Below are 12,291 nucleotides of genomic sequence, written 5' to 3' on the forward strand. Positions count from 1 at the left end.
GTGAGCAGGAAGTAATTACGCCTTGGGGACGCGGACGATGAGTGCGTCGCCTTGTCCGCCGCCGCCGCAGAGTGCGGCTGCGCCGATGCCGCCGCCGCGGCGTTGCAGTTCGAGGGCGAGGTGCAGGGCGATGCGGGCGCCGGACATGCCGAGGGGGTGGCCGACGGCGATGGCGCCGCCGTTGACGTTGACCTTGGCGGGGTCGAGGCCGAGTTCGCGGGTGGAGGCGATCCCGACGGCGGCGAATGCTTCGTTGATTTCGACGAGGTCGAGGTCGGTGGGGTCGATGCCTTCCTTCGCGCAGGCTTTGGCGATGGCCCGGGCGGGTTGGGACTGGAGGGTGGAGTCGGGTCCGGCGACGACGCCGTGGGCGCCGATTTCCGCGATCCAGGTCAGGCCGAGTTCTTCGGCTTTGGTTTTGCTCATCACGATCACGGCGGCGGCGCCGTCGGAGATCGGGGAGGCGGAGCCGGCGGTGATGGTGCCGTCCTTGCTGAACGCGGGACGCAGTTTGCCGAGGGATTCGGTGGTGGTGTCGGCGCGGATGCCTTCGTCCTGGGCGAAGACGATGGGCTCGCCCTTGCGTTGGGGGATGGAGACGGGGACGACTTCGTTGTCGAAGAGGCCGTCTTTCCAGGCGCGGGCCGCGTTCTGGTGTGAGGCGGCGGCGAAGGCGTCCTGCTCGGCGCGGGTGATGTGGGCGGTTTCTTGTTGGTTGACTTGTTCGGTGAGCAGGCCCATGGCCTGGTCGGTGAAGATGTCGTGGAGGCCGTCGTAGGCCATGTGGTCGCGGAGGGTGACGTCGCCGTATTTGAAGCCTTCGCGGCTTTTTTCGAGCATGTGGGGTGCGCGGGACATCGATTCCTGCCCGCCGGCGACGACGATGTCGAATTCGCCGGCGCGGATGAGTTGGTCGGCGAGGGCGATGGCGTCGATGCCGGAGAGGCACACTTTGTTGATGCTCAGGGCGGGGACGTTCATGGGGATGCCGGCGGCGACGGCGGCTTGGCGGGCGGGCATCTGGCCGGCGCCGGCGGTGAGGACCTGTCCCATGATGACGTAGTCGACCTGTTCGGGTGCGACTCCGGACTTGTCGAGGGCGCCTTTGATGGCGATGCCGCCGAGGTCGGACCCGGAGAGGTCTTTCAACGATCCGAGGAGTCGACCCATCGGGGTACGAGCTCCCGCAACAATCACAGTGGTCGTGTCGGTCATGCCAGTTCAACTTTCAGTTCGGTGCCGGTTGCGGCGACTACGTCTTCGACGCTGACATCGGGGGCGAGTTCACGCAGGACGAGTGGACCTTCTTCGCTCACGTCGATGACGGCGAGGTTGGTGATGATCCGATTCACCACGCCCTGGCCGGTGAGCGGCAGGGTGCACGCGTCGACGATCTTGGGGTTGCCGTCGCGGTCGTTGTGCTCCATGACGACGATGACACGCCGGGCACCGTGGACCAGGTCCATTGCGCCGCCCATGCCCTTGACCATCTTGCCGGGGACCATCCAGTTTGCGAGGTCACCCGTCTTCGACACCTGCATACCGCCGAGGACTGCGGTGTCGATGTGGCCGCCGCGGATCATCCCGAACGAGAGGGCCGAATCAAAATATGCTGCACCGGGGTTGACGGTCACGGTCTCTTTGCCGGCGTTGATGAGGTCAGGATCGACGTTGTCCTCGGTGGGATACGGTCCGGTGCCGAGAATTCCGTTCTCCGAGTGCAGGACCACACGAACGTCCGAGCCCAGGTATCCGGGAATCAGTGTGGGAAGGCCGATTCCGAGGTTGACGTACTCGCCGTCGATCATCTCTGCGGCCGCCCGCGCTGCCATCTGCTGGCGCGTCCAACCCGTCACTGTCACTGGTGCGGTCATCGTGTGGTTCCTTCCGAAGCGCTGACGGTTCGCTTTTCGATTCGCTTGTTCTGAGGTCCGGTGTGGACTACGCGCTGGACGAAGACCCCAGGTAGATGCACTGACGCCGGATCGATTTCACCGGGTTCGACGAGGCGTTCCACCTGCGCGATGGTGATGCGACCGGCCATGGCAGCGAGAGGGTTGAAGTTCATCGCGGTCTTGTCGAACACGAGGTTGCCGTCGGTGTCACCGAGAACGGCGTGCACGAGTGCGTAGTCGGCGTTGATCGCCTCTTCCATCACGTAACGCTTGGTTCCGAAGACGCGAGTCTCCTTCGGAGGCGATGCAATAGCGATCGAGCCGTCGGCGTCGTAGCGCCATGGCATTCCGCCGTCGGAGATGGGGCTACCCACTCCGGCCGGTGTGAAGAATGCGGGGATTCCGGTTCCGCCGGCGCGCAGACGCTCGGCGAGCGTGCCCTGCGGCGTCAGTTCCACTTCGAGTTCGCCGGCCAGGTACTGCCGGGCGAACTCCTTGTTCTCACCGACGTACGACGCGGTCACCCGTCGGATACGGCCGGCGCTCAGCAAGATTCCGAGACCGTGATCGTCGACACCGCAGTTGTTGGAGAACACCTCGAGGTCGGTTGCACTCGTAGCTGCGATCGCGTCGATCAACACGTCGGGGATGCCGCACAAGCCGAATCCGCCGACGGCCAGCGTTGCGCCGTCGACGATGTCGGCGACCGCCTCCGCTGCGGACTCGTACACCTTTGCTGTCATGTTCTCTCCCTGCCAAGCGTTCATTGAGTAGACACTCACTCACTTCGATATCCAGTGAACTATCTCCAGTTCACAGGTTCAAGGAATCTCGAACATCAACCGAGAACTGATCGACTACTGATCGTCTGAAGGAATTTCGTTCATTGAATGGACGTTAGGATGGCTGCATGCCAACTCACGGGCAATCGCCGGCCATGGTCGCGCGGGTGGCTGCACTTCTGCGAGCCCTCGGCGCGTCCGAACCAACGGGCACTTCCACCACGGAATTGGGCAAGGTCACCGGCCTCGCTCGGCCCACTGCGCACCGACTGCTCACGTCCCTGGCTGCCGAAGGACTGGTCGACCGTGACGCACGAACCGGTCGGTGGTCTCTCGGCCCGGAGTTGTACCTCCTGGGGGCGGCGGCCGGAAATCGGTACGACATCACCGACCGGGCTCGCGACGTCGTCGACGAACTTGCCCGGGTCACGGGGGAGAGCGCCTTCCTGTCGGCACGCCGAGGTGACGAGACCGTCTGCATCCTGAGTCAGGAAGGCAGTTTTCCACTGCGATCTCACGTGCTGCACGAGGGGAAGCGATTCCCGTTGGGGGTCGCGTCGGCGGGGCTTGCCATCTTGAGCCATCTACCGACGCGGGACGTCGACGACTATTTCGCCCGAGTGAATCTGGAATCGGAATGGGGTGAGATCCACAGTGAGGCATCACTCCGTGAGCGAATCGAGTCGACGCGTGTCACCGGGTACGCGGTCAATCCAGCCCTCATCGTCGAGGGAAGCTGGGGGATGGGTGCCGCGGTGTTCGATCGCAACGGTCGCCCGGCCTGGGCGCTGAGCCTGACCGGAGTGGAAACACGCTTCCGGCCCGCGCGTCATGCCGAGTTGGGAACGCTACTCCTCGAGTATGCTCATACGTTGTCGAACCGACTGAAAACACATGCAGTGAACTAGCTTTCGATAAACACGCTTTAGGCAGGAGCGTTCTTTACCTTCGTGCGCACGTGTGCCTTCTCGCCTTGCGGGCCGAACAGGTGCAAGATCTCCACCACCTGTTCATCGGCAGGCCCGAACCAATGGGGCTCGGCAGTGTCGAACTCCGCGACTTCCCCGGGGTGCAGGACAACCTCGTTCGCCCCCAGGATGAGACGCAGATCCCCGGCGAGGACGTAGAGCCATTCGTAGCCGGCGTGGGTGACGAGCTTCGGTGGACGCGGCCCGATCACCTGCTTGAAGACCTGCACTCGGCCGGGATAGCGCGTCAACGGAACGACGGCACTGCCGTTCTTGCGTCGGCTCGGGGTGAGATGGACCCGAGGATCGCCCGTAGCGGGGGCGCCGACGAGTTGGTCCAGCGCGACCCGGTGCGCTCGGGCAAGCGGCAACAGCAGATCGAGGGTGGGACGACGCTTACCCGATTCGAGGCGTGAGAGTGCGCTGACGGAGATGCCGGTGGCTTCGGACAGGCCCTCGAGGGTCAATCCGCGATCGCGTCGGAGCGTGCGCAGTCTCGGTCCGATATCGGTGATCAACTGCTCGAATTCAGCATCCATGCTGTCCATCTTTGCAGTTTCCGCAAAATTTCTACCGGCTTCGGACGCTGGAGAGCAACGATCCTTTCGACAGTCGAGTACGGCAGAGCACTTCGAGAGATGGAGTCCGACCATGAAACCTTCGAGCGGGATCGAACCGCAAGTGATCGGACTCGATGCAGGGCGGCGATGGGGCATCCTGTCGATCTGCTGCACGAGCCTGTTCGTCGTCGGGTTGGACACGACCATCGTCAACGTAGCCCTGCCGACGATCGGTGAGGGATTTCGCGTCGGAACCCGTGGTCTGGAATGGGTCGTCAACGCGTACACACTCGTCCTGGCCAGCTTGCTGATCTCGTCCGGAGCGGTGGCCGATCGATTCGGCAGGAGACGAGTCTTTCAGATCGGGCTTGTCGTTTTCGGGGTGGCGTCGATTGCCTGCGCACTCGCTCCGTCCGTCGAGATGTTGATCGCGGCGCGGATCGTCCAAGGCGTCGGCGGGTCGATGCTCAGTCCGGTTGCCTTGGCGATCGTCGTCAACGTGATGACCGACCCGAAGGAGCGGGCCAAGGCAATCGGGGTGTGGGCCGCGGTCTTCGGCCTGAGTATGGCGGCAGGGCCGATCGTCGGCGGCGTGCTCATCGAAAGTTTCGGCTGGCGATCGGTTTTCTGGATCAACGTGCCGGTGATCTTGGCCGTGCTCGTCTTGACTGCTGTGTTTGTTCCGGAGTCCCGAGCGCAGCAGTCGCGACGACTCGATCTTCCCGGTCAGTTGCTACTGGTGATTCTTGTCGGCGGGGCGGTTGCCCTTCTGATCGAGGGTCCGCGAATCGGATGGTTCTCTGCCGCGGCGACGGCAGGGTATGTCGTTGTTGCTGCAGCGTTGGCCGCATTCATCCGCGTCGAATCACGCAAGCGCGAGCCACTGATGGATCTGGTGCTCTTCCGCCGCAGACCGTTCTCGTCGGCTGTGGTCGGCGCTGTCGTGGTGTTCGTGGCGTTGAACGCGACGCTACTGCTCGGCACGTTCTACTTGCAGCACTCCCGCGGTATGAGTCCGGCCCTGGCCGGCGCGATCACCCTCCCGATGGCTGTTGCGGCAACGGTCTGCGCGCCGTTGTCCGGAATACTCGTCGGACGCTTCGGCCCGCGGCGACCGCTGCTGATCGCCGGTAGTTTCACGACGCTCGGTGGACTGTGCCTGGTCTCGCTCGACAACAACACGGCGATTCCGATGCTCTTGGCCGCTTACCTGTTCCTCGGTATCGGATTCGGGTTCTCGAATGCCCCGATCACCAACACCGCCGTCAACGGGTTGCCGAGATCGCAGGCGGGGCTTGCTGGTGGAATAACCTCCAGTGCACGCCAATTCGGTGCTGCTCTCGGTGTTGCGCTGGCCGGTGGCATCATCGGCGGCAGTGCATCGGTGGATGTCGCGCAGGCATCGAGGTCGGGATGGATCCTGGTTGCCGGATGTGGGATCGCGGTCCTGGTGATTGCACTCGCATCTCGGAATTCCGAGGAACTCCCCGGCTGATCACCTCGCGTGTTCGTGGGAGCTTCACCCTGCGCGGGTGATTCCAAGCGCGTGCCCAACCGATACAGATGATGGGGTATCAGATCGTCGTATCCGAGCGGGGAGTGCCATGTGCCAGACACCGAAGGACGCAACACCGGCCACAGTCACGGCGAATCGCGAGGCAGTCGCACGGTATGCCATGGACGACCGGCAGGATTTTGCCGACGCGGATCGAGGGTTGATCGCTCCGTTGCCGGGCAAGGTTGTCGCCGATGACGGGCATACGGTCTTCGATCCTGATGCGATGGCATACCTCGGTGACGATGTTGCCGCGCCGGAGACAGTCAATCCGAGCCTGTGGCGTCAAGGACAACTGATGCGCCGAGGTGGTCTGTATCAGGTGACGGATCGCCTTTACCAGGTACGGAACAACGACCTGGCAAATTTGACGGTTGTCGAAGGTGGCGAGGGACTGATCGTCATCGACTGTATGGCGGGGGTCGAATCGGCGCGCCAGGGTATGAAGATGATTCGTGAGCACGTCAGCGACAAGCCAGTTTCGGCGATCATCTACACGCACACCCACATCGACCACTACGGCGGAGTCAAAGGGATCGTCGATCTGGACGACGTGACGTCCGGGCGAGTTCCGATCATCGCACCGGGCACGATCGCGTCGTTCGACAAGTTCGCGATCGGGGAAAACGTCGTCGCCGGAAATGCCATGGCGAGACGGTCCTTCTACGCCTTCGGTGGATTGCTCGATCTCGATGCCAAAGGGATGGTTACCTGCGGCATCGGCACGATCAGCACGAAAGGTCCACTTGTCTCGTATATTTCCCCCACTGACAGCATCACGGAGACCGGAACGAAGCGTGAGATAGCCGGTCTGGAATTCGAGTTCCTCTACGCGCCGGATACCGAGGCCCCGGAGGAAATGCACATCTGGATCCCCGAACTCGCCGCGCTGACCTGTGCGGAGAATGCCAATCATTCGCTCCACAACATCCAGACCTTAAGAGGTGCGCGCACTCGCGACGCTCGGAACTTCGCGCGGTATCTGGACGAGACTCTCGAGCGGTGGGGAGACGACGCGACTGTTCACTACGGACCGCACACGTGGCCGGTGTGGGGTAACGAGAACCTGGTGCCGTTCATCGAATCGCAAAGGGACACTTACAAGTACATTCACGACCAGGCACTCCGTCTCGCGAACAAGGGGTACACGCCGCTCGAAGCTGCCGAGGTGATCGAACTACCGGACGAACTCGGGCGCAAGTGGTACAACCGCGGATATCACGGCACTTTGCACCACGACGTTCGCGCCGTGTACACCAAGGAACTGGGAATGTGGGACGGCGATCCGGTGTCGCTTCATCCGCATCCGCCGGTCGAATCGGCGAAGAGGTTCGTCGATCTCCTTGGCGCGCAGAAGATCCTGGACGAGGGTAAGCGCGCATTCGACGCCGCGGACTACCGATGGGCGGCAGAGATCCTGCACAAGTTGGTGTTCGCGCAACCGGAGAACACCGAAGCGAGGAATCTGCAAGCCGACGTCTACGAGCAGATGGGTTATCAAGCCGAGGGGCCGCAGTGGCGTGGGATCTATCTCTCGGCCGCATTGGAACTACGCGAGGGCGCCCAGCCTGCCCCGTACGTCACGGCAAGTCAGGACAGTGTCCTCGCGATGCCCATCGACATCCTCTTCGACTTCGTTGCAATACATCTCATCGGCGACAAGGCCACCGACGCGGAACTGCGGATCGATTTCGTGTTCACCGATCGCGGCGACGAGGCATGGACTGCGTGGGTCAAGCGCGGTGTCCTCAATGCACGTAAGGGTGCGTCACCGAACACACAACTGACGGTCTCGGGCCCGAAAGCGGCACTCGTGGGAGCGCTTCTGCAACCGGGCGCGGCCGCCGAACTGGCCAAGGCCGGGAAGATTTCGCTCGACGGAGACGAATCAGCGCTCGAGACGCTGGGAGGGTTGCTCGATACCTTCGATCCCAGTTTCAATATCGTCACGCCGTAACGAAGGGATAGTTTTCGATGTGTACACGCTTGGTCTACTTGGGGCCCAACGACACTGTGATCACTGCTCGATCGATGGATTGGAAGGTCGACCTCGGAACAAACCTCTGGGCTTTCCCGCGCGGCATGACCAGAGGGGGCTGCGCAGGTCCGAACTCGATACAGTGGACGTCGAAATACGGAAGTGTTGTCGCGACGGCCTACGACATGTGCACGACCGACGGGGTCAACGAGGCTGGACTGTCTGCCAATCTCTTGTGGTTGGTCGAGTCCGAGTACCCGACGTATGACGGTTCGACCCCGGGATTGTCGATCGCGGCGTGGGCGCAATACGTCCTGGATCGCTTTGCGACAGTTCAGGAAGCGGTCGAAGTACTCGCGTCGGAACCGTTCACGGTAGTGACCGCTGCCGTTCCCGGCGAAGACCGCCTCGCAACGCTGCACATGTCGCTCTCGGACGCCGGGGGAGACAGCGCGATCATCGAGTACGTCGGTGGACGCCCGACGATTCATCACAGCCGTGAGTACCAGGTGATGACCAATTCGCCGATCTTCGATCAGCAACTCGCCGTCAACGAGTACTGGAAGCAGATCAACGGAACCGTCATGCTGCCCGGAACCAACCGTGCCGCTGACAGATTCGCTCGGGCGTCGTTCTATGTCGATGCGATACCGCAGACGGACGATCCGCGGGCGGCGTTGGCATCCACCTTCAGTGTTATTCGGAATGTGTCGGTGCCCCTGGGGATTTCGACTCCCGATGAGCCCAACATTTCATCGACCCGTTGGCGCACCGTCGTCGATCACAAACGCACGCTCTATTTCTTCGAGTCGGCGATGACGCCCAATATCTTCTGGGTGGACGTGGCGTCGATGGATCTCGCGGAAGGGACACCCGTCCGAAAGCTCGGACTCGGACCGAACGAGAGCACCGTCTATTCCGGTGACTCCACTGACCAGTTCGAACGGGCGGAGGCATTCACGTTCGCGGGAGCATAAGGCTTCGGGGCGTAGTAAAAATCCAATCGTGAAACTTCTTGACATTTCTACTCTGTTCAGATGAAACTTTGTTGCATATTCGGGTTTCGTCAACGGAGGACGGCATGGGCATCACAGTGCAGACACGGAACGATGGTGCGCAGCTCAAACGGCGCAGGGCGCTCGTCGCCGGCTCCGTCGGAAATTTCATCGAGTGGTACGAGTTCGGTGTGTACGGGTTCTTCGCGACGATCATCGCGTCGAACTTCTTCAGCGCCGACGGCTCCGGCGACCTCGAAAGCCTGATCAAGACCTACGCGTCGTTTGCGCTGGCCTTCTTCTTCCGCCCAGTGGGGGCCGCGCTGTTCGGTCGACTCGGTGACCGCATCGGCCGACGCCCCACCTTGGTGATCGTTCTTCTGCTGATGTCGGGTGCGACGACCCTGATCGGTGTGCTGCCCACCTACGAGAGCGTCGGAATTCTGGCACCGCTGCTCTTGACGGTCCTTCGAATTCTGCAGGGATTGTCGGCCGGTGGTGAGTTCGGCGGTGCAGTGTCGGTGATGACCGAGTTCGCTCCGCCCGGACGACGTGGGCTGTACGGCTCGTGGCAGTCGTTCACCGTCGCACTCGGACTGCTCGCCGGTGCGGGGATCGCAGCACTCCTCGCCACTGTCCTCGACCCGTCACAGCTCGGTGACTGGGGCTGGCGCATTCCGTTCCTCCTTGCACTTCCGATGGGTCTGGTTGCTCTGTGGCTCAGGCTCCGCCTCGAAGAAACGCCGTCGTTCGAGCGTGCTCGATCAGTCCAGTCCGAACCGACAGCTGATGAAGCGGCGCCTGTAGTGCAGCCGACTGTCGGAGAGACAGCCAAGGCGATTCTGCTCGGAATCGGGCGGTTGATGGGGTGGTCTGCTGCTGGTTACACGTTCCTCGTCGTGATGCCGACTTATCTTCAGAGTTCACTCAACGCGACTTTCCATCAGGCACTTGTTGCTTCCGTGCTCGCCAATGCGGGCTTCGCGGTGACCATTCCGATCGCGGGTGGACTCAGCGATCGCATCGGACGACGCGCGGTCATGCTCACCGGCACCGTGATAATTCTGGTCTTGGCTCTGCCGCTGCTCAACGTCCTGCAGAATGAGCAGACGTCTCTGACAGCCAAGGGATTTGCAGTGTTTGCCGCCGGCGCCGCAGTGGGACTTGTTGCCGGACCAGGACCCGCCATGCTCTCCGAGATGTTCCCCACCTCGGTCCGGTACACCGGATTGGGACTCGCATACTCCCTGTCCAACGCGGTCTTTTCGGGCTGCGCCGGTCTGATCATCACGTGGTTGATCAAGGAAACGTCCAATCTCGATATTCCGGCCTACTTCGTGATGGCAACGTGCGCCGTCAGCGCGATCGCCTTGAGTACCTTGCGAGGGAATGCCCACAAGCGGGCACTCGTCGACTGACCGCAGTTCTTCCGAATGCCGAAACGATGCGAGTAAGGGATATTTCATGAGAGTCATCGGTCTGATGTCCGGTACTTCGTACGACGCTATCGATGCTGCCGCAGCAGACATCCGGATCGACGGGGACACTCTTGTGCTCACCCCACTGGGCATGGTCAGCGAACCGTATTCCGGTGAGTTGCGGGCTGCGGTGGCGGCTGCGGTACCGCCGGCGTCCACCACTGTCGGTCAGATCTGCCAACTCGACACCGAGATCGGACAGGCATTTGCGGCCGTGGCTGCGCGGGCGAACGAGGAACTGTGCGGTGGCAGTGCGGAATTGATCTCCTCACATGGTCAGACGATGTTCCACTGGGTCGAAGGAGCGCAAGTAAAGGGCACTCTTCAGCTCGGGCAGCCGGCCTGGATAGCCGAGAAGACCGGATGCACGGTCGTGTCGGACCTGCGCTCTCGCGACGTGGCGACGGGTGGTCAGGGTGCACCACTGGTCAGTGCGTTCGACGTATTGTGGCTCAACGGAAGAACTTCGGGTTCCGTCGCGCTCAATCTCGGTGGCATCGCGAACGTCACTGCTCCGGGAGGCGCCCCGACATCGACGGCAGATGGTGCCGCAGTACCGATTGCCTTCGACACCGGCCCCGCAAATGCGTTGATCGACGCTGCGGTAGGCGAATTCACTGCCGGGGAGCAGTGGTTCGATCTCGGAGGTGCTCTGGGCGCAGCCGGCACACCGAACGTCGATCTGCTCGCACAACTACTGAGCGAACCGTATTACGCGCAGCCCGCTCCCAAGAGCACAGGCAAGGAATTGTTCCATCGGGACTACCTACTCGCCGCACTGCGGGGCTACGAATCCTTGTCTCTGGCCGACATCGTCGCGACACTGACTGCACTGACCGCCCGGACCGTCGCCGATTCCGTCAAAGCGCTGGCGGCTACCGAAGTGGTGGTGTCAGGCGGTGGCACCAAGAACCCGACGTTGATGGCGATGCTTCGTGACGAACTGGGCGACATCGCGCTTGTCTCTTCGGACGAGCTCGGCGTCACCTCCGATATCAAGGAAGCATTGGCTTTCGCGGTTCTCGGCTATCTCACCGCACACGGATTGCCCGGCAGCATCGCTTCGTGCACCGGTGCGCGTCACGCCAGTGTGCTCGGATCTCTGACGCCAGGAAGCCGTGGGCTGCCTAGAATCACATCGGTGCCGTCAGCTCCGAAAACGATGCGAATCGAGGCGTTATGACTTTGGACCGGAGTGCTCCGGCGTCCGTCGACCTGCTTGCTCGTATTCGTGCATCACTGAGCAGCCTCTCGCCTGCCGAGCTGCGGATCGCCGAAATCATCGAAGCCGACCCCAGTCTGGCCTCCACCCTGACGGTCAACGACCTCGCCGAACGAGCGTCGACAAGCACGGCGACAGTGGTCCGCACAGCCAAACGACTCGGTTTCGAGGGTTATCCACAGCTTCGTCTCGCGCTGGCGGCGATCAGCGGGTCCGGTACAGAGAACACGATCCCGCTCGGTGTGGACATCGTTGCTGCCGACTCGGCCGGTGAGGTGATGGCCAAGCTCGCCGAGTTCGAATCCGAACAACTCAAGGGCACGGCGCAATTGACAGATCCTGCTGCGCTCGAAGAAGTTGTGTCCCGGATTCGATCCGCCCGCCGCGTCGAGGTCTACGGCATCGGCGCCTCTGGCATCGTCGCGCAAGACCTCACGTTGAAGCTCTCTCGCATCGACGTCAACTGCCGGGTTCATCTCGACCGAGACGCGGCCATGGTCAGCGCCAGCTTGCTCGGACCGGACGACATCGCAGTGGGGATCTCACATTCGGGTGAGACTTCGGATGTCGTGGAACCACTTGCCCTTGCCCGTCGAACCGGGGCGTCGACGGCTGCGATCACCGGAGGGGCACGATCGACGCTCGCCGTGCAGTCACATCACGTTCTGCTCACTGCCGGTAGAGAATTCGGTTTCCGATCGGCTGCGATGGCAAGCCGCACCGGTCAGCTGTTGGTAGTCGACACAATTTTTGCGATGGTGGCGCACTCGCTGCCCAGCGCACTCTCTGCTCTGCAACGAAGCCATGATGCCATTGCTTCGAAGCGGCACTGACGAGGAGTCGTCGCTGTGAGTACTG

General features: G+C 62.2%; 11 protein-coding genes. 7 read left to right on the top strand and 4 right to left on the bottom strand.

Annotated elements, in window-relative coordinates:
* Positions 1-15: 15 nt before the first annotated feature.
* The 3 genes from GN300_RS16895 to GN300_RS16905 are packed head-to-tail and all read right to left on the bottom strand — an operon-like array spanning position 16 to position 2,638.
* On the bottom strand, positions 16-1,215 hold the full coding sequence (locus tag GN300_RS16895) for an acetyl-CoA C-acetyltransferase (RefSeq protein WP_063314911.1): 1,200 nt from the start codon (positions 1,213-1,215) through the stop codon (positions 16-18).
* Positions 1,212-1,874, bottom strand: coding sequence for a 3-oxoacid CoA-transferase subunit B (locus GN300_RS16900; RefSeq protein WP_007726396.1), 663 nt, complete (start codon positions 1,872-1,874; stop codon positions 1,212-1,214). The genes GN300_RS16895 and GN300_RS16900 overlap by 4 nt, the downstream gene beginning before the upstream one ends.
* Entirely contained in the window at positions 1,871-2,638 is a 768-nt protein-coding gene (locus GN300_RS16905; RefSeq protein WP_007726398.1) for a CoA transferase subunit A, read from the bottom strand. The genes GN300_RS16900 and GN300_RS16905 overlap by 4 nt, the downstream gene beginning before the upstream one ends.
* Before the next feature lie 167 nt (positions 2,639-2,805).
* Here GN300_RS16905 and GN300_RS16910 point away from each other — a divergent pair, with 167 nt between their 5' ends.
* A complete protein-coding gene (locus tag GN300_RS16910) occupies positions 2,806-3,585 on the top strand; it encodes an IclR family transcriptional regulator (RefSeq protein ID WP_063314910.1) in 780 nt (259 codons plus the stop codon).
* 17 nt (positions 3,586-3,602) lie between these two features.
* On the opposite strand, the gene GN300_RS16915 is transcribed toward GN300_RS16910, so the two are convergent.
* Positions 3,603-4,184 (bottom strand): helix-turn-helix domain-containing protein, encoded by a 582-nt coding sequence (locus GN300_RS16915; RefSeq protein ID WP_042453490.1) that lies wholly within the window; start codon positions 4,182-4,184, stop codon positions 3,603-3,605.
* Positions 4,185-4,296: 112 nt separating this feature from the next.
* On the opposite strand from GN300_RS16915, the gene GN300_RS16920 reads away from it, so the two are divergent.
* From GN300_RS16920 to GN300_RS16945, 6 genes are all read left to right on the top strand, one after another.
* Positions 4,297-5,700 (top strand): MFS transporter, encoded by a 1,404-nt coding sequence (locus GN300_RS16920; protein ID WP_063314909.1) that lies wholly within the window; start codon positions 4,297-4,299, stop codon positions 5,698-5,700.
* Between the two features lie 109 nt (positions 5,701-5,809).
* Complete coding sequence (locus GN300_RS16925; RefSeq protein ID WP_063314908.1) at positions 5,810-7,717, top strand: alkyl/aryl-sulfatase; 1,908 nt, start codon at positions 5,810-5,812, stop codon at positions 7,715-7,717.
* A 17-nt stretch (positions 7,718-7,734) separates the two neighbouring features.
* Positions 7,735-8,715, top strand: a complete 981-nt coding sequence (locus tag GN300_RS16930) for a linear amide C-N hydrolase (protein WP_003941447.1) — start codon at positions 7,735-7,737, stop codon at positions 8,713-8,715.
* 104 nt (positions 8,716-8,819) lie between these two features.
* Positions 8,820-10,151, top strand: a complete 1,332-nt coding sequence (locus tag GN300_RS16935) for an MFS transporter (protein ID WP_054780861.1) — start codon at positions 8,820-8,822, stop codon at positions 10,149-10,151.
* A 46-nt stretch (positions 10,152-10,197) separates the two neighbouring features.
* The gene (locus GN300_RS16940; RefSeq protein ID WP_054780860.1) at positions 10,198-11,394 is read left to right on the top strand and encodes an anhydro-N-acetylmuramic acid kinase; all 1,197 of its coding nucleotides are present in this window, start codon (positions 10,198-10,200) and stop codon (positions 11,392-11,394) included.
* Positions 11,391-12,266 carry a MurR/RpiR family transcriptional regulator gene (locus GN300_RS16945; RefSeq protein ID WP_003941452.1) on the top strand — a complete coding sequence of 292 codons (876 nt, stop codon included), beginning with the start codon at positions 11,391-11,393 and terminating at the stop codon, positions 12,264-12,266. Before GN300_RS16940 ends, GN300_RS16945 begins: the two co-directional genes overlap by 4 nt.
* Positions 12,267-12,291 lie beyond the last annotated feature (25 nt).

This window comes from Rhodococcus sp. Ni2, assembly GCF_021352185.1.
In the GTDB taxonomy this organism is placed as follows: Bacteria; Actinomycetota; Actinomycetes; order Mycobacteriales; family Mycobacteriaceae; genus Rhodococcus_F; species Rhodococcus_F qingshengii.

Coding starts and splice junctions, on each gene's coding strand:
- GN300_RS16895 (WP_063314911.1), bottom strand. CDS start 1,215: ATGACCGACACGACCACTGTGATTGTTGCGGGAGCTCGTACCCCGATG.
- GN300_RS16900 (WP_007726396.1), bottom strand. CDS start 1,874: ATGACCGCACCAGTGACAGTGACGGGTTGGACGCGCCAGCAGATGGCA.
- GN300_RS16905 (WP_007726398.1), bottom strand. CDS start 2,638: ATGACAGCAAAGGTGTACGAGTCCGCAGCGGAGGCGGTCGCCGACATC.
- GN300_RS16910 (WP_063314910.1), top strand. CDS start 2,806: ATGCCAACTCACGGGCAATCGCCGGCCATGGTCGCGCGGGTGGCTGCA.
- GN300_RS16915 (WP_042453490.1), bottom strand. CDS start 4,184: ATGGATGCTGAATTCGAGCAGTTGATCACCGATATCGGACCGAGACTG.
- GN300_RS16920 (WP_063314909.1), top strand. CDS start 4,297: ATGAAACCTTCGAGCGGGATCGAACCGCAAGTGATCGGACTCGATGCA.
- GN300_RS16925 (WP_063314908.1), top strand. CDS start 5,810: ATGTGCCAGACACCGAAGGACGCAACACCGGCCACAGTCACGGCGAAT.
- GN300_RS16930 (WP_003941447.1), top strand. CDS start 7,735: ATGTGTACACGCTTGGTCTACTTGGGGCCCAACGACACTGTGATCACT.
- GN300_RS16935 (WP_054780861.1), top strand. CDS start 8,820: ATGGGCATCACAGTGCAGACACGGAACGATGGTGCGCAGCTCAAACGG.
- GN300_RS16940 (WP_054780860.1), top strand. CDS start 10,198: ATGAGAGTCATCGGTCTGATGTCCGGTACTTCGTACGACGCTATCGAT.
- GN300_RS16945 (WP_003941452.1), top strand. CDS start 11,391: ATGACTTTGGACCGGAGTGCTCCGGCGTCCGTCGACCTGCTTGCTCGT.